Consider the following 21,499-nt stretch of genomic DNA (forward strand, 5'->3'; position numbering starts at 1 on the left):
GTCGATTCGAACGCCGGGAGAGTGACAACAAGTTGAGCAGCAAGAAGATTCATCCGGACCGAATCCAGACGTTGAATGATCGTGACGTCTGCGACGGCGAGTACACGCTGTACTGGATGCAGCATTCGCAGCGTGCGGAGTTCAACCACGCGCTCGAGTTCGCGATCCAGCGAGCAAACGATAACGGGCAGCGATTACTGGTCGCTTTTGGGCTGACGGAGAATTATCCAGATGCCAACCTGCGGCATTACCATTTCATGCTGCAGGGGTTGCGGGAAACCGCCGCGGCGCTGAGTCGGAGGAAGATTGCGTTTTGTTTGCGGTTGGGGAATCCCGACGAGGTTGCAGTCGAGCTATCCAAGCGGGCCGGAGAAGTGATCTGCGATCGCGGTTACCTGCGGCACCACCGACGCTGGCGTGAAACGTTGGCAAAGCACGCCCCCTGTCGCGTATGGCAGGTTGAGACGGATGCGATCGTTCCGGTCGAGAAGGCATCGGACAAACGCGAGTATGCCGCCAGGACGATCCGTTCGAAGCTTCAAGATGCCGCCGACGAGTACCTGGTCGACTTGACCCCGACATCGCTTGATAAAGACAGCTCCGCGTTGTCCGTGTCCGGGGAAGATCCCTCCAGCTTTGAACGACTGCTCGATCGAATGCAGATCGACCAGAGCGTCAAACCGGTCGCTGAGTGGTCCGGGGGGACCGCCCAAGCCAGGAGCCGGTTGCAGTCGTTCATCGATGAGAAAATATGCGAGTATGGCGACCGCACGGCGGTGGTTGATTCGAACGCTTCGTTGCTCAGTCCCTACCTGCACCTGGGGCAGATCTCACCGGTGAAAGTCGCTCTGGAGGTGAACTCCTGGAAGGGCCCCCGCGATGCCAAGGATGAATTCATCGAAGAGTTGCTGGTGCGACGAGAACTGGCCATCAACTTTGTGTACTACGAGAAAGACTACGACAGTCTGAAATGCCTCCCGGATTGGGCCGCCGAAACATTGCAACAGCACGAGGCGGACGAACGTCCCCACCACTTCACCGCACGGGAGTTGGAACAGGCAAAGACCGAAGACGTGGCCTGGAACGCGTGCATGACCGAGATGCGATGCCGCGGCTACCTGCACAATCACCTGCGAATGTATTGGGGCAAGAAAATCATCGAGTGGACGAATACCACCGATCACGCCTACCGGACGGCGTTGGAGTTGAACAACAAGTATTTCTATGACGGCCGCGATGCGAATTCCTATGCCAACGTCCTGTGGCTGTTCGGATTGCACGATCGGGCTCACCAGGAACGCGACGTCTTCGGCAAGGTCCGGTACATGTCCGCCGGCGGATTGGATCGGAAAATCGATGTCGACGCGTATGTCGAATCGGTGAACTCTCGGTACCCGTCGGATCAGGCGTGACCGCGCTTCGGCTTCACTCGTTTTCCGCTTTCAGCTTGCGGTAGAGAGTTTTTCGATCGACACCCAGGATCTGTGCCGCAAGTGTCTTGTTGTGATCGACCGACTCCAGCACGTGATTGATGTAGCGGCGTTGGATCTCTTCCAGCGACATCAATTCGTTGGGATCGTCCCCACCGATGAACACCGTCTTTCCGCGGTGTTCGCGGATCTTGTCCGGTAAGTCTTCCACCCCGACCCGGTCGAACACGGTCAAGGCAACGGCGCGTTCGATGACATTTCTCAGTTCGCGGATGTTCCCCGGCCAGGAATAATTGAGCAACTTTTCGGCGGCCGGTTCGGCGATGCCCTGAACCGATTTTCCGCTCCGCTGGGCGAATTGCTGGACGAAGTGTTGTGCCAGCAACAGGATGTCCATCCCGCGTGCCCGCAGCGGGGGCAGGTGAATCTGGATCACGTTGATCCGGTAGTACAGGTCTTCTCGGAATTGATGCTCCTCCACAGCCGTTTCCAAGTCGCGGTGGGTCGCGGACAGGATGCGGACGTCGAACTCAAGTTCCTGATCGCTGCCGACCGGTCGCAGCTTGCGTTCCTCCAGTGCCCGCAACAACTTCACTTGCAGGGCCATCGGCATGTCGCCCATTTCGTCCAGCAGCAGCGTTCCACCGTTGGCCTGCATCAGCAGTCCGCGGCGTTGGGTTCTGGCGTCAGTGAACGCGCCCTGGGCATGACCGAAAAGTTCACTTTCGAGCAGCGTTTCGCTGAGGGCCGCGCAGTTCACGGCGATGAACGGCTTGTCGCGACGCGCGCTGTGCTGGTGGATCGCGCGGGCGACCACTTCCTTGCCCGTGCCGCTCTCCCCGGTGATCAGAATCGAAGCATCCGACTGAGAGATTCGGCTGAGCTGATCGTACAGGTTCCGCATTGACTGACTTTCGCCGATCATCTCGCCAAACCCCGAAGGACCCTCACGGCCGTCCTCCAGACGCCGCAGTTGCGTTTTCAATCGGCCGTGTTCGATGGCACGGTCAACCGTGATGTTCAGCAGATCAATGTCGAACGGTTTGGTAATGAAATCGTAGGCGCCGGCACGGATCGCGGTGACCGCCATGTCCATGCTGCCGAATCCCGTCATCACTACGACCGGCAGGTCGGGACGCAATTCCCCAAGTTGGCTGCACAACTGCAGGCCGCTGGTGCCGGGCATTTTGACATCGGTGACGATGGCATCGAAGTCAGTTCGCCCCAATTGCTCCATCGCTTCATCCGCCGATCGGACCCACGTGACGGTGTGCCCGCGGAGGGTGAGTGCCGTTTGCACCATTTCACACATGGCCTGGTCGTCGTCGACGACCAATACCTGCCCGCCGGACGTCCCCGAATCCTGGTTCATGTCCCGCTTTCCTGTTGACTGGCGACGGGAAGAAAAACCGAAAACCGACTGCCGCGTCCCGGTTCACTGTCGACCTCGATCCATCCGCCATGGTCGTGGACAATTCCGTAGGCGATTGAAAGTCCCAGCCCGGTTCCCTTGCCAATACTTTTGGTGGTGAAGAACGGTTCGAACAAGTGTTCCAAATCTTCCTCGGCGATACCAGCACCCCGATCGATGACGTCGATGCGATGAAACATCTCGGGCCGGGAGTCCGGCGATTGTTGCGGCACTCGCGACTCGCGATCGAGAATCACGTCGACGGTGCCGCCCGATGGCATCGCTTCGGTGGCGTTCATCAGCAGATTCGTAAGCACCTGCTGCATCTGGTTGGCGTCAATTTCCGACATCAGGGTCGGGTCTGTTGCCTGGAGATCAATGATCACCTTCGATTTGCTGGTCAACGGTTCCAGTAGCTCGATCGTTTGGCGCGTCAGGTCACGTAGATTGACCGACGTTCGGCGCAAGGATCCGCGGCGGGCGAAATCCAGCAATCCCCGGACGATCCGGCTGATCCTGTCACTCTCTTCCTTGATGACGCGGGCGCTGTTGCGAGCCTGGTCGGCGGGCAGGTCGCCCGAGGCGATCAGTTGGGCGCGTCCCGAGATGACGCCCAGCGGTGTGCCGATTTCGTGGGCCATCCCCGCTGCCAACGTTCCCAGCGTGCTCAGCCGGTCGGCGTGCCGCAGTTGTTGCTCGGTGGCAATCCTTGATCGCGTTTCTTTTTCGATCATGGTCCGTTGGTGTTGCAACTGTTCGCACATCTGGTCGATCGCGGTGCCTAGGTTGCCCAGTTCGTCGGAGCGGTTGAGTTGAAGCGGTCGATCGAAATCACCTTTACCGATGCGATGCACCTTATCGATCAGCTGTTCCAACGGTTGGCCGACCATGTAGATTCCCCCGACGCCGACCACGACCGCCGATAGCAAGGTGACGCTTAGCAACGCGATCCCGGAATGGATCAAGGAATCCCGCAGCCGGTCTTGTGTCTGTTCGTCCGGAGAGGAGATCTCGATCGCAGCGTTGTCGTCGCCGAGTGGAACGTAGGTCGCCAGCCGCCGGCGGCCGCTGGCGTCGGGTTCGACCACCGTGGTGATCAAGTGGCGGGTCGTGATCACGTCCACCGGAAGGTGCTCCGGAAACGCATTTCCGTCGGCCGTGATCAGCTGCAGGTCGTAGCGTTGAATCCGTCGCGTCGTCTCACGAAGCACACGGCGGACTTGGCCGGCATCGCCTCGTCGCCATGCGTCTTCCAGATTGGGACGCAACATCGCGACCAGTTCCGCGGCCCGTTTCTCGTGTTCGACGATCGCCAGTCGGCGATCGTTGCGCCACGTCAACACGGCGAACACGGTCACGATCAAGATCAAACCGACCAGGAACAACAGAATCAGTTTCGCGGCCAATCGCATCGTGTCATCGCGTCAAGCGGGAACGAATTCAGGACGGCGTCGAGCCCGCGCCGACATGCACCGAGCCACCCGAACAGAAAAACCAACGGGTTCCATTTTAAAACGAACGGCCGGCGCCGCGATCGGGGTCGCGGCACCGGCCGAACTGCTTTCCAGGATTTCCGGGGCAGACAGGTTCGATCGATCCCCGGCTGTCGCAAGCCTTATCGTTTGACGACGACGAATCGCGATCCGGCATCGGTGCGCACCAGCATCAGCACGTCGTCATCAGATTCCTTGACCAATTCTTTGAACTCATCAATCGTGGAAACCGATTTGCGATTGACGGCGGTGACCACCATTCCGGGTTCCAGTCCGGCCTGCGCCGCGGCGCCGCCGTCCTTGACCATCGTGATGACCACACCGGAATCGGCTTTCACGCCCAGTTTCTTCGCCACATCGTCGGTCAGCGTGGCGACGGCCATTCCCAGATCGTTCAGCCGGGCTCCGTCTTGCGAACCGGATGAGTTGCTGGCCAATTTTCCAAAGTCCCCCGGTCGTTCGGTCGGCTCGTATCTCAGTTCGACCGATTCTCCGTCGCGATTGATGTCAATCGTCACCGTTTCACCGAACTTGGAACGCTCCACCAGCAGCTGCAATTCCTGCGGCGTCGTCACCGGCTTGCCGCCGAATTTGACGATCACGTCGCCGGATTGCAGACCGGATTTGGCCGCCGGGGTGTCCGGGTAGACATCGGTGACCACCACACCGCTTCGCGGTTGGACGCGCATCTCCTTGGCCAACTCCTGTGTCACCGGTTGAATTCCGACACCCAGGTAGGCCCGTCGCACTTTGCCGCCGTCGCGAAGTTGATCGCTGACCCAGCGAGCCATGTTGGAGGGAACGGCAAAGCCGATTCCATCATTCCCGCCGCCACGCGAATGGATGGCGGTGTTGATGCCGACGATTTCACCGCGGAGATTGACCAGCGGTCCGCCGCTGTTTCCGGGATTGATTGCCGCATCGGTTTGCAGGAAGTTTTCCCGATCGGTGATCCCGATTCCGCGGTGCATGGCACTGATGATTCCCGCCGTGACCGTGCTTTCCAATCCGAAGGGTTGCCCCAGGGCAAGCACCCAATCGCCGATCGCGACGTTGTCGCTGTCACCCAGCGGTGCCGCGACCAGCCCGCTGGCATCTTCGATCTGGACCACCGCGATGTCGGTGCTGGGGTCGGTCCAAACGTTGGATGCTTCGAATTCGCGGCCGTCATGGATCTTGACGGTGACTCGACCGCCCCCGGCGACCACGTGATTGTTGGTCAGGATGATCCCCGACGGGTCGATGATCACGCCGGAACCGATGCCGCCACGGGGCATCGGCTGTCGCGGGGACCGACCTTGAGGGCCCGGTTGCGCGAAGGGTTGGCCGCGGAAAGGCTGCATCCGGAATTGACCGTCTTCGAACATGTCCTCCAGTGGCGTGCCCTGGAAAGGGTTGCGTCCGCCGAACGGATCCGCCGACGGTTGGGCTTGGCCCTCGGAGGCTTGTTGCCAGGCGACGTCAGGACGCGTTTCGATGGCCACCACGGCCGGCAGAACCGCCTGGGAGACCGCTCGGAAGGCTGTCGAGAGGTCATTCGCTGCCGAGACGGCATCTTTGACTTCCGGCGCCATTTTGGCGATCGATTGCTGCGTCGATGGCTTCTGATCTTGGAACTCCGTACCGGCATAAACACCGCCGGCGCCCACCAGGGCCAGTGTGGCGGCCAATGCGGTCAGCTTTCGATGGCGATTGGGTTTTCGTGTTGCGTGCATGGACTGTTGGATCTCTCGTTTCGGTTGGTAAGCAACGACGCTTTCGTCGTTGATCTGGATCGAATGAACCCGTGCCGTGGACGTGGATCGTCGTCCGGGAATGCCGACACGTGGGGACGGTTCCCGCTATTTGCAGGCGCCGTACCAAACCGAAAAACAGCGGAAAACACCGTGTTTTGAGTGGGTTTTCGAAGAGTTGCCCCGTCGCGAATTGCCCCGCCGGGGCATTTTGCCCCGGACCGTATCCGCTGGCGAGGAGCAATCGAGTGCCGATCCGGGCAACACGACTTACAGCACGATCAGTGCTGGTCCTTGGGCCGCTGATTCGTGGGAGCTTGTCCTTTCGGCGACGCATCGGATCGCCCAGGGTAGGACACCGGCGGGTGACGCGTCGGTGTGATGTCGCCGGGGTGTTCCACGTAGATCTTCTCGCCGCAACGCGGACAGGCCACGGCGCGATCGTCGACTTCGTATCCGCATCCGGGACAACGCACGTGATTGAGAGGTGACGAAGAGTTTTCAGTCATCAGATCGTCCGGGGTTGGAAGCAGGCAGCAATGGGAACGAGCACGTTGACATTTAGCGCGCGGGGCAAGCGCCATGCCAACGAAACAGCTGGTGTCGGCCAAGCTGAGCAGGTCCACCTTCGGTCAACGTCAGCTTCGATCGCGGTGTCGTCGCCGCAGGTTCGTCGGCGCCGTCGTGTCGCTGATAGCGATTTCGCCAACTGAAACGAATTTGACGGGCGATCGTTGCGGCAGAGTGGATCTCTGGCCCGGATATCTGCGGTCGATTCGCGTCCAGCACGCATGTTTGTCCGGCAGGGTCGAAGGCCGAAAACCAGCTGCAAAGCAGTGCGTAATAAAGTGCGTCGTTTCGGCACGGCACGTGCACCATTGGCCTGCGCGACAAAGCACCATCCAACACATTTTCACGGCCGGCGGCATGACTTCCATTCCGCCGGCTCCCTACCGATAGTCAGTCAAGGAGTCTGAATCATGGTGAAACGAGAAGAAATTCAGGGTCGATGGAACGAAGTGAAGGGCCGTCTGAAAGAGCACTGGGGCCAGCTGACCGATGACGAGTTGCAGCAGGCCAAGGGCTCGACCGACCGCCTAGTCGGTGTCGTTCAGGAAAAAACGGGTGCCACACGGAGCGAAGTCGAACGGTTTCTGGATAACATGTTCGGTGAGAGTGTGACCGATCAGCTGGGTGAAACGGCACAGCAGTACTCCGAAGCGGCGCAGCAGCTGGCTTCCGAGGCTGCCGAGTACGCCCGCGACCGCTATCGCCGCGTTGCTTCGCAGACGGGGAATTACACCGAGCAGTTGGCCGAAAGCGTCCGGGCCCGACCCGGCGAATCGATGGCCATCGCGTTCGGCCTGGGAATCGCTGCGGGGGCGTTGCTGTTTCTCGGCGGCAAGCGCCGCTAGGACCGAAACGTAATTCAAGTCCGGACCGGCAGAAGTTGCGTAACGTGGTTGGGGTTCCACCTGACCACGGGAGCAGCGTTGGCGAGGTCCCGCCGACCGGAGCAAGGCTCTCCCGTCCACCAGCGAGGCGCAGAAGGTTAATCGCGTGGTCAAAACCGCGCGTGATTCAATGGCATGGGGTCGCACATCGGGCGTCGTTTACCTTCGAACCGTGGCATCCAACGCTCCGAAATTCGGCACTCCTTGAAGCACGACAAGATCAGAATTCATGGTTAGTACATTGGCAACTGAAAAGCAGGCCGCGGCGATCAAGCAGCGGATGCAAGAGATCCGCACCGACCTGCCTTACCGCGTTGACTACGCGCGTGACGAAGTTAACGAACGCGTCAAAAGACTGACCGACTGGAAGTATCACATGAAGCAACACCCGCTTCCCATTGTTGCCGGAGCGGTCGTGCTGGGGTACTTGCTGGTGCCGGAGAAGGCATCTCCCCAGAAAGTGGTTGTGCATCGCGAGTCCGGCGACGGTATCGCCTCGGAGCCTGCTAAGAAGGGGCTTCTTAGCGGGATCGTGGGAGCAATTGCGACGATTGCGATGAAACAGGCGACCACCATGGCAGCGGGTTACGTCTCGGACATGCTCCGGCCGGAGCGTCCACATCACGACGGATAGATCGACACGGGTTGATCTTCGGAAACGTCATCGCACCAAACAAAGAACTTTCACATGATTGCTCCAACCGCTCACAAGCCGACCACATCTGACGTCGGCTATCGACGCGTGTCCGCCGTCGAGCGAGATCTTGAAAGATCCGTCGCGCAGAAAGATTTCGTCTCACGCGCGATCGGCAATTACCCGGTCGTCGCTCTCGTGACGGCCACGGCCATCGGGGTCTCCCTCGGTTGGTTCGTGAAACGTCACTTGAAATGATTCAGACAGAGAACAGGCCAAACCATGGAATCACCATCGAGTGTTCGACGCGTGATGGGCGACGTCATCGACTTGTGTGAGTTGCAGATGCAGCTGCTGTCGGTGGATGCCCAGTCGGCACAACGAAAACTGACCCGAGCGGTGGCCTGTGGAGCGACCGCTGCGGTGCTCGCCGGATCGGCGCTGACTGCCGCCGTTTTCGGAGGCGGGTACCTGCTGCACGAGCTAACGGAATTGACCGTGGGAGTTTCGATGTTGATCGTCAGCGGCGCCGTCTTTGTCGTTGTCGCGATCATGTTGTTCGTTGCCATTTCGTCCCTCAACGCGGCTGCCGCCGCAATGTCGGAAACCAAGTCGGAATTTGCTGAGAATCTGCGGTGGCTGAAAGCAACCTTGATCTCGCCCGAAACGTCTGCACGGAACCAATTGCGGGACGAATCCTTTCCCCGCTACCAAACTTATGAAGACAGTGTCGATCGGCCGAACGGTTCGGCCGGTGACCGACCTTCCGCTTACCCTTCGCCCAACAGGTGATTTCGATGGAAAATGAGACTGCCGCATCGCACGAACACGCAAAGCTGTCCGAACAGGCTCGAGAGCAGGCCCAGCACTTCGCTCACTCGGCCGTCGAAGTCGGCCAGGAAGCTGCGCAGCACTATGTCAAGGAACCGGCAAAAGACCTGTTCGGACTGGCCAAGGAATACGCCAAGGACAACCCGGACGTGGCGGCGTGCTGGGCATTTGGTCTGGGTTTCCTGCTGGGCTGGAAGCTGAAGCCCTGACCCGTTGAGTTTTGACTCGCTTGAAGTCCTGATGTCTGAATGGGCCGAACGCCTTCGCCAGACAGGGCCACCGGACAGGGCCAGTCCCAGCCGGTGGTCGCCCGTTATCCGCCACTGGTTCGCCAATGCCAGGACGCCGTGAGGTCACCCCTGGCAACCTTTGGTTCATTGACCGCGCAGCCGATGATGGCTGCTGCCACATTTCCAAAACCTTGAATGATGCTTGAGCAAATCCAAGAAAAGCTTGACGAACTGAAATCGAACGCGACCGATCGCGAGTTTCAACCCGAAGACGATGCGAACGCGGGTATCGCTCCGGCAGAAAATGCACTGGCGTTCGTCGCGGCGATGGGAGCGACCTTTCTAGCTAGAAATGCTTTGCAAGCCGGTTGGAAGCAGACGTTTGATGAAGTGCCGCCAAAGAATCCCGCCTCGCATGAGGTTCAATGGCGAGAGGCGCTGCTGTGGGGCGCCGTTTCTGGGGCCTTGATCGGAATTGCCCGAATCGCGTCGCGTCGTGCATCCTCGCACGCCTACCGTCGATTTCACTCGTAGAGCAGCCCGTTTCCAGACGCTGACCCTTCATTGACTCCAGTCGCGAAGCGCCGACAGTTCCCTGCCGTCGGCGTAGGCCGACGGAAGCCGCGACACAGATCAACAATCAGGCGACCGGCTCAATTTCGACGTTGCTCTTCAGCGAAATCTTGTACGTCGTAATGCGGTCGCGAAGTTTTCCGCGGGTGATCCCGAGAATCTCAGCCGCCTGGCTCTGATTGCCATCGGTCGCCTTGAGCACCTCGGTGATCACGTAACGTTCCATGTACTCGGTGGCTTCCGCGTACACGTTGGACGATTTCTCCGAGAGCAGTTTGCGAACCAGTTGCGGAAGTCCCGATCCGGGAATGGATGCCGCCGGGCTGCCGTTGGCGGCAGGGCGTTGCTGGGAGTCGACCGCACCGGTCGTCGATCGGACGATCTCGGCGGGCAGCACGTCAGGCGTGATCACCGGCATGACCGAGTCCAAGACGCTGCGGCGAATGACGGCTCGCAACTGGCGGACGTTTCCTGGCCAGTGATAGTTCGTCAGCATATCGACGGCCTCCGGCGAAAGTCCTTCCAGGTCAGGTTTCTTGAACTCGGCCTTCGCTTGGGCCAGAAAGAACTGGATGAGCGCGGGCACATCGCTCAGACGTTCTCGCAGCGGTGGCAGTTCGATGGTCACGCCGTTCAGGCGGTACAGCAGGTCTTCGCGGTACTCGCCATCGGTGACCATCTGTTCCAACGGTCGGTTTGTTGCCGCGATGATCCGGACGTCGGTGGTCAGTTCCTTATTGCCGCCGACCCGCTCGAATCGTTGTTCCTGCAGCACGCGCAGCACTTTCGCCTGAACCGCTGGGGCCATGTCCCCGATTTCGTCCAGGAACAGGGTGCCGCCGTTGCACTGTTCGAACTTTCCAATACGGCGAGACTCGGCGCCCGTGAAGGAGCCCTTCTCATGCCCAAACAGTTCGCTCTCCAGGAGGTTGTCCGGGAGCGCGGCACAGTTCACTGCCAGGAACGGTTCGTCGCCGCGGTGGCTGTATTGATAGAGCGCTCGTGCAACCAACTCCTTCCCGGTTCCGCTTTCACCGCGAACCAAAACGGGAACGTCTTGCTTGCTGACTTTCCCGATTGCCTTGAACACGTCCAGCATCGCGGACGAACGTCCAATGAACAACTCGGCCGAATCATCGTCGTGTTGGTCGTTGGCGCTGATGGCGACGGGGACGCTGCTGATCTGCCGTTGCTCAATGGCTTTCTCGACCAGGTCTCGCAACGGTTCCACCGCCAGCGGTTTGGCAACGTAGTCGTAGGCGCCCAATTGCATCGCTTCGATAGCCGTGCCGCTGGCCGCTTCGACGGTCATGAAGATCACGGGAATGCGGCGGTCGAAGTCCTTGATCTCGCAATAGACGGCCAGCCCGTTCTGGTCCGGTAACTGGATGTCCAGCAAAACCGCGTCAAAGGACCCCCGCCGGAGCTTTGCCAGTCCGTCCGCACCCGTCGCGGCGGTTTCGATTTCGGCAATGTTCGATAGCAACCGTTCGGCAAAAGCCAGAACGGTTCGGTCATCATCAATGACAAGTAGTTTAGGCATACGGACCACTCAAGCGACGGGCGTTGAACGTATTTTGTTCTGTAGTGACGGGAAACGAGTTGCGATGCCTGCTGCCATAGGAGATTCCGCACGATCCATCAATATACGGAATGTCAGCCGGATGTCGAATATCCGACGTCAATTTTACGGCGCCCGCGGCAAAAACAGGTCGCGACTGCCGACCGGATGGCATGCACGGTGGCCGCCGGCGTGAGGCTCACGCCGGCGGCCATGAGGGCGGGCCGGCAGCCGGATCCATACCGGCTTTCCGCCGCGCCATCGGGGCGATGGCGTGCCCGGGACCACAAAAAGGCGGTTGCGGAAACGGGTGCGCCGTAGTGCCCTCGGTGACCGACTGCCCTGTCGATCTCCGCTGTCTGGCACTGCCCGGCCGGATCCGTCGTCAACGCCGTGCTCAGCCCTGTGAGGCGTGCGTTTGCACCAACTGGAAGAGTTTGTCGTCGGTCACAGAGATTTCTTCATATTGCCGCTGCAGTTGGGTCTTCAGCGGTTCGTCGTTGATCAGCCGAAGCACCAATTCGTAAGCTTCCTTGATGAAACCCTCTCCCCGTTGGATCTCGACCAGGATCGGATAGGCGTCACCGCCGCTGAGTCGCGCTCGCAGGTCCATCCACAGCCGATGCGTGGTCGCCGCGACGCTGCCACGGTCGTCCGCGTCCGTGCGATCGCCAAGCCATTGCCGAAGCTCTTGGGCGGAGGCCGAACGCTGGTCGGCCAGAGAGCTGAACCACGACGTCAGATCGGAATCTTTGACCAGTTTGGCCGCCTCGCGGAATCCATGGGCGGAATCCACATTGGCGCGGACCAGTTTGTGGACCTTGTCGGCCACGGGGCCATCGGAGGCTTTGGGGGTGCGTTGAGGTTCCATGGGCGGTTTCCCTGGAAAGGGCCAGTGTGAAAAAGGCCAGTGAACGTTGGGGGAGCCGGGGTTGGTTGTTGGAATCGAGTCGCCGGAGGTCGCCGACGTTTGCCGTGTCCCATAGGGACGACGTTCAGCCGATCCGCTATTTTCATTGATTGCCGGTCGAATGACGTGACCGATTCTATTGTTTCGCTGACGTTCTTCTTTCGCCGGCCCGGGGGGTGACGCTGTTCAGCTCGGCTTTGTCTGAAAGCGAGTCACGACGCTCGCCAGAGCGTGGCTTTCCGCCGTGATCGCGAGCGCAGCGATGCAATCGCTATGCCGTGTCGCAACGTCCACCGCCTCGCGTCTTTCGTTCCCGTTGCTCCGTTGAAACCTCCGCGGGCGATGGTGCCGGAGCGCCCGGGAGATCTCCGTCGGCGGCTCTTTCCTGGGGCCAGACTCAAGCCACTCCCAGCGGTCAGACTGTCACAGCGGAAGCTGGATCGAACTTGGTGGTCCGCCAGTTGCATGCCACCGGCGGAAACTGCCCGCGAGGGCACGCGGAAATGCGTCGACAGCCAGGCCTTCGCTGCGAGTTTCCGGGAGACCGGTAAGCCTTTCCGGAGAATTTGGCAAAGCTGTTGCGGCGTGACCGGACTGCCGTGCCGAGCGATGACCAACCAACGGTGGCGAATCGTTCATCGCAGCTGCGCGATCCCCGTTCGGCCTGGTCGGTTTTCGTGCACCGCAAAATGGTGATGCGGGGTTGGAGCCGGCTTGCGCTCCCCGTTGGGCAATCGCTGCGACGGCATAGAATAGAGTGGGGCAGCTTTCGTTTCGCGGTGGCATCGATTACAAGCGACCGAAGGTTGAATAGGGACATCATGAAACGAGACTATGGCGAGCGAACCGCTGCAATCAGCTGAACAGCAGCTTTCCAAGCTGCAATCCGAGGGGCACCAGTCAGAACAACCGGCCGTCGAACGTGACCGCCCGGGGATTCATGTCGTTGGCGTGGGAGCATCCGCGGGCGGATTGGAAGCGCTGGAGGAGTTGTTTTCGGTATTGCCCACAGACAGTGGGATGGCGTTTGTCGTCATCCAACACCTGTCACCGGACTTCAAGAGCCACATGCAGCAATTGCTTGGCCGCAAGACGAAGATGCCGGTGCATCGCGTGGAAAACGGGATGCGGGTCGATTCAAACGCCGTGTACCTGATCCCGCCGCGAAAGGAGATGGTGATTTCCAGCGGCAAGTTGCTGCTAACGGAGAAAGCGACCGATGGCTCGCTTTCCCACCCGATCGACCAGTTTTTCCGATCGCTGGCAAGTGATGTCCAAAAGAAGGCCATCGGGGTGGTGTTGTCCGGAACCGGCAGTGACGGATCCCGCGGCATCCAGCACATCCATGAGGCCGGCGGTTTCGTCTTGGCCCAGGATGCCAACTCGGCTCGGTTTGACGGGATGCCGTTGAGTGCGGCGGCGACCGGGTGTGTCGACGTGGTGGCGGAGCCCGCGGCGATCGCGGAGGCCTTGCTGCGTTACACGCGGGACGGTTGGAACGCCGAGCGGATTGCCGCCAGCACACTGATGGCTGGCCGATCCGAGGGAATCGACCGGATCTTTGAATTGCTGCAGCAGCAACACGGTCTGGATTTTTCCTTTTACAAATCCAGCACGGTTGGGCGGCGGATTCAACGCCGATTGGAACTCTCGCGGTCCAAGTCCATCGAGCAGTACATCGCTCAGATTGAGAACAATCCCGGGGAGATCAATGACCTGTACAAGGATCTGTTGATTGGCGTGACGAAATTCTTTCGTGATCGGGCGGCGTTCGAGACGCTTGAGTCCCAAGTGATTCCCAAGCTGTTTTCAGGAAAAGACAGGCAGGACACGATTCGGGTCTGGGTGGCCGGGTGCGCCTCAGGCGAGGAAGCGTACTCGATCGCCATTTTGATCGACGAGGAAATGCGGCGACGGGGGCAGAACCTGGAGGTCAAGATCTTTGCCACCGACGCCCATCATGGATCGCTGAGCATTGGTGCCAGGGGCGTGTACCCGCCGGATTCGATGTCCGAGATGTCGGCCGATCGCAAGCAGCGTTATTTTCTGCAAAAGCGCGACGGCTACCACGTTCGGTCTGAGTTACGCCGGAACGTGATCTTCGCGCCGCACAATCTGCTGGAAGATGCGCCGTTCACGCAGATGGACCTGGTGACGTGTCGCAACCTGCTGATCTACCTTCAGGCTCCGGCCCAGAAAAAGGCGCTGTCTCTGTTCCACTTTGCCCTGAAGTCCGGGGGGACGCTGTTCCTGGGGCCGAGCGAGACCACCGGCGAGTTGTCGGACGAGTTCGGCGAATTGGACAAACGCTGGCGGATTTACTCCAAACGTCGTGACGTGCGGCTGCCGCTGGAGCCATCGCTGAAAATGAACATGCCCACCGACACGCGGCAGCGCGGTGCCGTCGCCGTGCATCGCGGCGGCGTGGAGAGCGCTCTGCTGGCCACTTACGATGTGCTGCTCGATCGCAAGATGCCGCCGAGCATCCTGGTGGATGAGACCCACGAGATTCTGCACGTCTTCGGCGGCGCGCAACGCTACCTGCAGTACACCAGCGGTCGGCCCAGCAACAACTTGCTCGATTCGATTCTGCCCTCGCTCAAAACGCCGCTGACAGGAGCACTGCAGCACGCCAAACGCAAAGGGGAGTTGGCCCGCTACACCGGGCTGCAGATTTCTACGGACGCCGGTGTCGAAAACCTGCAGTTAACGGTCGAGCCGATCCAGAATCCCGCCAAAGGCATCGACAATCTGCTGGTCGAAATCCATGCGGTAGCCGCCCGAAACGAAAACCCCGTCTCCGAGACGGCCGTCGACGTTGGCAAGCTTTCGCAAGACCGCATCGACCACCTGGAGACGGATCTGCGCTACGCCCAGGAGAACCTGCAGGCGACCATCGAAGAGATGGAAACTTCCAACGAGGAGTTGCAAGCGACCAATGAGGAGCTGACGGCATCCAACGAAGAACTGCAAAGCACCAATGAGGAATTGCACAGCGTCAACGAGGAGCTGTACACGGTCAACGCGGAACACCAACGGCGGGTGGAGGAGCTGACGCAGGCCAACAATGACATGGACAACCTGCTGGCGACCACCCGCGTCGGCGTCATCTTTCTGGATTCGGAATTCTGCATCCGGCGGTTCACCCCGGAAGTCGCTCGCGTGTTCCATCTGGTCCCGCAGGACGTCGGACGCTCGATCAAAGGTTTCGTCCACAACTTGAATTACGGTCGGCTGCTGGAAGACCTGGAAGAGGTTTTCGAATCGCGGGAAGAAAAGGAGGTCAATATTTACGACCGCCAGGGCACGGCGTTCCTGCTGCGAATGTTGCCCTACCGATCGGGTGACGAAGTCGAGGGCGTGGTGCTAACGCTGATCGATGTTCAAAGCCTGGTCGATGCCAGACGCGAGCTGGAAAAGTTTCGCTACATGGCCGAGTCGGCGATGGACCTGTTTGTTCTGGCGGACGCTCGGGGCAAGATGCTGTACGTCAACCCGGTTGTGACAACCTTGCTGGGTTACCAAAGCGACGACCTGGTCGGGCAGTCGCTGGCGGTGATCGACCAGTCGATGAACAACTCCCGTGTCTCGCAAATGCTATCCCAGTGCGAATCCACGGGAATCGCGCCGTTTGAAAGTCGTTTGCGACGCCAGGACGACGAGGAGATTTTCGTCGAGATCTCGGTCAGCTCGGTTTCATTCGGGAGCCAACAGTTTCTGTTCGCCACGATGCGGGATCTCACCGCCCGTCGGCGGGACGAACAACAGTTGCGTTTGCAATACAAGGCGATTGAATCCGCCGTCAACGGGATTCTGATCTGCGACGTTCGCCAACATGATTGCCCGATCATCTATGCCAATCCCGGTTTCTATGAAATGACCGGTTACAGCCCCGAAGAAACGTTGGGCAAGAATTGCCGGTTCCTGCAAGGTGAGCGAACGGACCGTCAGAAAGTTGCCGAACTTCGCGAATCGATTCACGAAGGCAAACGATGCGTCGTCACACTGTTGAATTATCGCAAGGATGGGTCCCCTTTCTGGAACGAGTTGCAATTGACGCCGGTTCATGAAGGTGACGGTACCCTGACGCATTTTGTCGGCGTCCAGCACGACGTGACTGCCCAACGCGAGGCGCAAGAGAAACTCAAACGTGCCAACGAAACGCTGGCAAACAAACAAGCGGCACTCCGCGCGTCGCAGCAACGGGCGTTGGCCGCCAGTGAAACGAAAAGTGAATTCCTGGCGAACATGAGTCACGAATTGAGGACACCGATGACCGCGGTGTTGGGCTTCGCGGACATGCTTCGCGCCGAGACGGACGATTCCAATGCGATCGAGAAGATCGATACGATCACCCGCAACGGCAAGTACCTGCTGTCATTGTTGAACGACATTCTGGATCTGTCGAAGATCGAAGCCGGAAAGCTGGATATCGACAATGAATCTGTCAACGTGGCGCAGGTCATCGAAGATGTGGCCGACCTGATGCACGTTCGGGCCCGTCAGGAAGGCATTCCGCTGATCGTCGAATTCCAATCCGAAGTGCCCCGCGAGGTCACCGCCGATCGAGTTCGGGTGCGACAAATCCTGGTCAACTTGATCGGCAATGCCCTCAAGTTCACCGACGAGGGCGAGGTCCGGGTGACGATCGCGCTGGAGCGAAATTCTGATGCCGAATCGAACGGCAGCGGGGCGGCCGATCTGGTTGTCCGCGTGGCTGATACCGGCATCGGAATGTCCGACGAGCAGCTTCAGGATCTGTTTCAACCCTTCACCCAGGGCAGCCATCGGGCGAAGCGAAAGTATGGCGGCACGGGATTGGGGTTGAGCATCAGCAAGCGACTGGTCGATGCCATGGGCGGCGATATCCAAGTCGAAAGCCGGAAAGGGAACGGTAGCGTCTTCACCTTGCGGTTGCCCGTCACGGCGGAACAACTATCTCAGCTGGTTCGGCCTTCACCCGAACGTCCAGAGCGAACCCAACGCGAATCGACGTTTCGGTTCCCCCAGATTCACGCTCGAGTCCTGTTGGCCGACGACCGTCGTGATATCTGGAGGGTGGTGAAGTACTTCATGGAAAAATGCGGCGCCGAAGTGGTGGTGACCGAAGATGGAAGGCAAGCGGTCGATGCCGCGCGTGCCGCCCGCGAAGAGGGTCACCCGTTCAAGCTGATCCTGATGGACATGCAAATGCCCGTCATGACCGGGAAGGAAGCCGTGATCAAGCTCCGCCAGGACGGCTTCGATGTCCCGATCATTGCACTGACGGCCGACGCGATGGACGGCGAACGAGAAGCGTGCATCGATTTCGGCTGCACCGACTACATCGCCAAACCTGTTGATGGGCGGCGGTTAGTCAAAATGGTTGACCGGCTGATGAGAGAGGGGTCGAACCAAGTTGCGCAAGCCGATGGCGGCTCCTGACGCCAACTCGGCCGCCGTTGAAAAAGTTTCAACGCGGCTGAAAAGATTTCAACGGATCACGCCCGGCGTCGTTGATTTCAGCTTGGATTTCAGCTGGTTCGTTCGCTGAACAGCGCCACCTTGGGTGAACCGCGTGGCGCTAGACGCGGGTTTTTTCGCCTCAACCGGCGGCTGGCGCCTTGCCGCTCATTGTTTTGCATTTCGCGGTTTTTGGGTTGAAGGCGGGGCAGAACCAAGCTTCAAGACAGAGGAGCGAAAGAGCGAAGGCGTCAGCTCTTTTGAGAAGTGTTCGATTCGGTGGTAAGGGTGGGCGGGGTGGACGTCGTCGCGGTGATTGGCACTTCATCATCCTCAATCAGCGGTTCGGACGCGTCAGCGTTGCCCAAACGGTCTTGCCGGAATCGACCCACGCCGACGACCGGGTAAGAGACACCATGATTGGTTTCGATGGGGGCGTGAACTTGACGCATGATAGCATTCCTAAAAAAGTTGCTTGGCAAAGTAAGGTGATGCCTGCAAGCGGTGCAAGGTTCGTGCCGCGCGGCCCGATTTCAAATCCGACGTGCACCGTTTTCGGCGCAGCCAGTTTCACGGCAGGCACGCTGGGGTGCTTTGGGGATTGCACCGGAGAGGACGATCAAGTGATCGAGTCCGTTTTTCCTGAAGACTGCGTGGCGGAATTGGGTGGCTGTTCGCCCGAAAACTCTCCTGCAAATGTGGCAGAGACTTCCTGGGCACCGCATTCGGCGAGTGCCAGTTTGCCGCGAACGGTCAAGTCGCTGATGAATGCGAATTGGTCGCGCATGTCGAACGGGTACGCTTTGACGCGGTACTGCGTTCCCCACGGCTTTTCGCTCAGCATGACCAGCACCGGTTTGTCGTACTCCAGGTAGGCGCTGGTCAGCGCGACATCGCGAAAGGCGGCCCGCAATTCCGCGGCGTCGTGATCGGGTTCGATGAAGAAATCGGCGACGCACATCAGGCTGCGCTCGCCATCGTTGCTGTTGCAGATGTTGTCTTGCCAGATTCGCAGGTGGGGCACGGTGATCACATCGTCGTCCTCGGTTCGCAGCGTCAATGCCCGCAAGCCGACCGCCTGAACTTCTCCGTAGTTGCCTCCGATCTTCACCCAGTCACCCGGCCGATACGGCCGTTCAAAAACGGCGACGGTCCCGGCGATCAGACTGCTCACGTAATCCTTGAACGCGAACCCGATGGCGACGCTGGCACCCCCCGCGATGACCAGGAAATTCTGGAAGGTGACATTGAAGATGATCGGAAAGATCCACAGGATGGCCGCGACCATCACCACCAGGCGAATGATCGGCACGGCTCCCAACAGGTACAGCCGAAGCTGATTGGGGACCTGCTGGGCCAGCCACGGCAGGACGTGGCGGACGACGGTGATGATCAGCCAGGCGCCGCCGGCGATGGCCGCAATCTGCACCAGGCTGATGTCTTTCCAGTCATTGATCAGCTTGACGGCTTGATCGGTATCGGGAACGAGGCTGTCGGCGGCGGCAAGCATGAATTCGAGGCGTGTGTCGGGTCGAGGCGTGTGTCGGAGGGCGGGGAAGCAAACCGGCGTCAAAGCCGATCCATCGGGAATCCCGCATCGTTCAAGGCGCGTCGAATGGTCGGGTAGGCCACGGCGCGACAGCGGAAATGATCGTTCTCCTGCTCCACGAAGCCGTTGTTGATCAAAGCCGTCAACAGATTTGACTCGTCGATGCTGGGAAGCACGGTGTGGACCTGCTCGGCCGTCAGTGTGTCATGCAGCAGCAACGCGTGCAGGGTCAGCAAGGCGGAACCCCGGTGCGATGCAGGCAGATCAAACTCCTCGGGCTCGGTGACCCACAACGTTTGCTCGTCGGGGAACTTCTCTTCACCGCCGTCCTCCGGTTTTGGCCCCAGACGCAGACTGCTTCGCCACAGGTGCCAGGCGATCCAGGGGATGCCGAAGCTTTGGGCCGCCAGCGTGGCCAGGTAGTCCGATTGCGGTGCGCCGTCTTCGTTGGTCGCGAAGATGTCTTTGCCGTCCAGCGAACGCCGGAAGGTGCGAGCTTCCGTTTCGCCGTTCTCGGCCAATTCGCCGAACCAGCCCTGCAGGCGGTCGGTCGTGAATGATTCGAAGGTCACCGGATGGGGCAACGCCAGGTCGGCACCGACGGCCCGGGACAAGAATCCCCAGGCCCAGCTATTGCAACCGACCACGCAGTGCCGGCGGAGCAACGCCAGCCGGTCCAGCAGGCAGCGGACCAGGTCCAGTCCACGTCGGTGCCGAAGGAACCACTGTTCCAGCCGCGGGATGACCAGCACGTGTTCTCCCTGGGCTGCTGCCGATTCGACGGCTGGCAACTCGACGGCTGGCAATTCAGAAGCGTCTCCAGCGGTCAGGATCCGATCGCGCTGCGGTGCGGCGACGACCTCGAACTGTTGCTGTTCGGCCCATTGCTGGACCAGGTTGTTGCGGTCGCAGGGCGGCAGAACGACCAATTGCATCCAATTGGAAGGTTCGGGTTCTTCGATCCAGTCGGCGAACGTCTCCTGCATCTCGCGGAGCAGCGGTCCGCAAGCGGGCGGTGGGACCAGTCGATCCAGGCGGTCGCTGCTTGCCAAGCGGAGTTTGTCGCGGGCGACGAAGGGGTTTTCTTCCTTCCCCCGAACCCTCTGGATCAGCTTGGTCGTCCAGCGTCGCAGCCCCGCTTCAGCGGGCATGCCGGGGTAATCAAAATGACCAAGGGTTCGAAAGGTGCTTGGTGGCCGGTTGGCCATTCCTGCTCCGCCGGTTTGGGGGCATTGGGGGCGGGAAACCGACTTCGCCGCGACGGCGGCTGATTGCCAGAGTCGATCCTTCCCCCGCACACCATAGATCGGCCGGGCACCCTCCGCCACGCTGGCGGGAAATTCGTTATGCTCTGGGGCAGAATCGCCGGCCACGTGGGGCGATTCGAGGGGCTCGAACAGGAGGATTTGAGTCAGGACGGAGCCGGAGCATCGATCCCGAATCTCGCTTGGCACGGACCTTGCGTTCGTCGGCAGCGGCGGGAATGGCCGGGAAGTTTTGACGCTTCTCAGACGCCCGTTGGAAACAATCGTCCGTTGTGGTTGATCGCTGACCACTGATCGGGCGATTAGCAACCATCGCGGATTGGCTATGACGAAGAGGGAAAGTCGATTGAACGAATCACAACGAATTCGCTTCTCTGAGGCTCTGCAGCGAGTCGCGGGGGACGAAGAAATGCTGATCATGTTGGCAGAGATTGCCTCCGAGGACGGACCGGAAATGCTCGCTCGCCTGGACGAACAGGTGAAAGCGGAGAGCTGTGTCGAGGCCGCCAAGACGGCTCACGCCCTGAAGGGATTGCTCAGCGGGTTTGAGGCCGGTGAACCGACGTCGCATCTGCAACGGCTGATCGAGGCTTGTCGGGGGGGCCGCCGGGCGGAAGCAAAGGCCATCTGGAATGACATTTCTCCTGCGATAGAATCACTGCTGGAAGAGATCGCGGCCTTGGGCCAGGTGAACGCGACCTGAATCCCTCCAGGGCCGGAATTCCTCTGGGACCTGATCCGTCTGGAATTGGGGGCCGGGTTTCCAGTTCCGTCGCATTGCGAGTCTCGCCACCAACGGATCACCGACCGGGCTGTCGAATTCGGCTGCCCGGTCAATTGCCCAGCAGGCCGTGGCTCTGCATGCCACGGCTCTGCGGAATCCGCCAGGTCAGATTTCCAGAGACTCGCCCGAGTCTGAGTGGTGAGAAATCCCGGGGCCGAAACTGGCACCGTTTGGCAGGCGAGCGGCGGCCCGATCCGGT

At 60.0% G+C, this 21,499-nt stretch carries 18 protein-coding genes; 9 read left to right on the forward strand and 9 right to left on the reverse strand.

The annotated features are described in order from the left end of the window. Positions 1 to 32: 32 nt before the first annotated feature. The gene (locus FYK55_RS13955; RefSeq protein WP_150077044.1) at positions 33 to 1,412 is read left to right on the forward strand and encodes a deoxyribodipyrimidine photo-lyase; all 1,380 of its coding nucleotides are present in this window, start codon (positions 33 to 35) and stop codon (positions 1,410 to 1,412) included. 13 nt (positions 1,413 to 1,425) lie between these two features. On the opposite strand, the gene FYK55_RS13960 is transcribed toward FYK55_RS13955, so the two are convergent. From FYK55_RS13960 to FYK55_RS13975, 4 genes are all read right to left on the reverse strand, one after another. Further along, positions 1,426 to 2,802, reverse strand: coding sequence for a sigma-54-dependent transcriptional regulator (locus FYK55_RS13960; protein ID WP_150077045.1), 1,377 nt, complete (start codon positions 2,800 to 2,802; stop codon positions 1,426 to 1,428). Further along, positions 2,799 to 4,253 carry a sensor histidine kinase gene (locus FYK55_RS13965; protein ID WP_150077046.1) on the reverse strand — a complete coding sequence of 485 codons (1,455 nt, stop codon included), beginning with the start codon at positions 4,251 to 4,253 and terminating at the stop codon, positions 2,799 to 2,801. The genes FYK55_RS13960 and FYK55_RS13965 overlap by 4 nt, the downstream gene beginning before the upstream one ends. Before the next feature lie 203 nt (positions 4,254 to 4,456). Next, the gene (locus FYK55_RS13970) at positions 4,457 to 6,049 is read right to left on the reverse strand and encodes a Do family serine endopeptidase (RefSeq protein ID WP_150077047.1); all 1,593 of its coding nucleotides are present in this window, start codon (positions 6,047 to 6,049) and stop codon (positions 4,457 to 4,459) included. 299 nt (positions 6,050 to 6,348) lie between these two features. Beyond that, complete coding sequence (locus FYK55_RS13975; protein ID WP_150077048.1) at positions 6,349 to 6,576, reverse strand: zinc ribbon domain-containing protein; 228 nt, start codon at positions 6,574 to 6,576, stop codon at positions 6,349 to 6,351. A gap of 471 nt (positions 6,577 to 7,047) precedes the next feature. On the opposite strand from FYK55_RS13975, the gene FYK55_RS13980 reads away from it, so the two are divergent. The 6 genes from FYK55_RS13980 (at position 7,048) to FYK55_RS14005 (ending at position 9,750) form a co-directional block, all read left to right on the forward strand. After that, a complete protein-coding gene (locus FYK55_RS13980; protein ID WP_150077049.1) occupies positions 7,048 to 7,482 on the forward strand; it encodes a CsbD family protein in 435 nt (144 codons plus the stop codon). 268 nt (positions 7,483 to 7,750) lie between these two features. After that, entirely contained in the window at positions 7,751 to 8,155 is a 405-nt protein-coding gene (locus tag FYK55_RS13985; RefSeq protein ID WP_150077050.1) for a hypothetical protein, read from the forward strand. Positions 8,156 to 8,209: 54 nt separating this feature from the next. Beyond that, on the forward strand, positions 8,210 to 8,413 hold the full coding sequence (locus FYK55_RS13990) for a hypothetical protein (RefSeq protein ID WP_150077051.1): 204 nt from the start codon (positions 8,210 to 8,212) through the stop codon (positions 8,411 to 8,413). Positions 8,414 to 8,437: 24 nt separating this feature from the next. After that, the gene (locus FYK55_RS13995) at positions 8,438 to 8,947 is read left to right on the forward strand and encodes a phage holin family protein (RefSeq protein WP_150077052.1); all 510 of its coding nucleotides are present in this window, start codon (positions 8,438 to 8,440) and stop codon (positions 8,945 to 8,947) included. Between the two features lie 5 nt (positions 8,948 to 8,952). Continuing rightward, on the forward strand, positions 8,953 to 9,195 hold the full coding sequence (locus tag FYK55_RS14000) for a hypothetical protein (protein ID WP_150077053.1): 243 nt from the start codon (positions 8,953 to 8,955) through the stop codon (positions 9,193 to 9,195). A 216-nt stretch (positions 9,196 to 9,411) separates the two neighbouring features. Beyond that, complete coding sequence (locus FYK55_RS14005; RefSeq protein WP_235908685.1) at positions 9,412 to 9,750, forward strand: DUF4235 domain-containing protein; 339 nt, start codon at positions 9,412 to 9,414, stop codon at positions 9,748 to 9,750. Between the two features lie 106 nt (positions 9,751 to 9,856). Here FYK55_RS14005 and FYK55_RS14010 read toward each other — a convergent pair whose 3' ends face one another. Next, positions 9,857 to 11,332 (reverse strand): sigma-54-dependent transcriptional regulator, encoded by a 1,476-nt coding sequence (locus tag FYK55_RS14010; protein ID WP_150077054.1) that lies wholly within the window; start codon positions 11,330 to 11,332, stop codon positions 9,857 to 9,859. Between the two features lie 415 nt (positions 11,333 to 11,747). Beyond that, positions 11,748 to 12,221: a PA2169 family four-helix-bundle protein gene (locus FYK55_RS14015; RefSeq protein WP_150077055.1), complete on the reverse strand. Its 474-nt coding sequence runs from the start codon at positions 12,219 to 12,221 to the stop codon at positions 11,748 to 11,750. An 873-nt stretch (positions 12,222 to 13,094) separates the two neighbouring features. Here FYK55_RS14015 and FYK55_RS14020 point away from each other — a divergent pair. After that, positions 13,095 to 17,684, forward strand: coding sequence for a chemotaxis protein CheB (locus tag FYK55_RS14020; protein WP_150077056.1), 4,590 nt, complete (start codon positions 13,095 to 13,097; stop codon positions 17,682 to 17,684). Between the two features lie 269 nt (positions 17,685 to 17,953). On the opposite strand, the gene FYK55_RS14025 is transcribed toward FYK55_RS14020, so the two are convergent. The 3 genes from FYK55_RS14025 to FYK55_RS14035 all read right to left on the reverse strand — a co-directional run bounded on the left by FYK55_RS14025 (position 17,954) and on the right by FYK55_RS14035 (position 20,402). Beyond that, complete coding sequence (locus tag FYK55_RS14025; RefSeq protein WP_150077057.1) at positions 17,954 to 18,154, reverse strand: hypothetical protein; 201 nt, start codon at positions 18,152 to 18,154, stop codon at positions 17,954 to 17,956. 167 nt (positions 18,155 to 18,321) lie between these two features. Next, a complete protein-coding gene (locus tag FYK55_RS14030; RefSeq protein ID WP_150077058.1) occupies positions 18,322 to 19,212 on the reverse strand; it encodes a mechanosensitive ion channel family protein in 891 nt (296 codons plus the stop codon). Between the two features lie 59 nt (positions 19,213 to 19,271). Then, on the reverse strand, positions 19,272 to 20,402 hold the full coding sequence (locus FYK55_RS14035) for a hypothetical protein (protein ID WP_235908686.1): 1,131 nt from the start codon (positions 20,400 to 20,402) through the stop codon (positions 19,272 to 19,274). A gap of 460 nt (positions 20,403 to 20,862) precedes the next feature. Here FYK55_RS14035 and FYK55_RS14040 point away from each other — a divergent pair, with 460 nt between their 5' ends. Further along, positions 20,863 to 21,219, forward strand: coding sequence for a hypothetical protein (locus FYK55_RS14040; protein WP_150077060.1), 357 nt, complete (start codon positions 20,863 to 20,865; stop codon positions 21,217 to 21,219). Positions 21,220 to 21,499: the final 280 nt, after the last annotated feature.

This window comes from Roseiconus nitratireducens (assembly GCF_008629675.1).
In the GTDB taxonomy this organism is placed as follows: Bacteria; Planctomycetota; Planctomycetia; order Pirellulales; family Pirellulaceae; genus Stieleria; species Stieleria nitratireducens.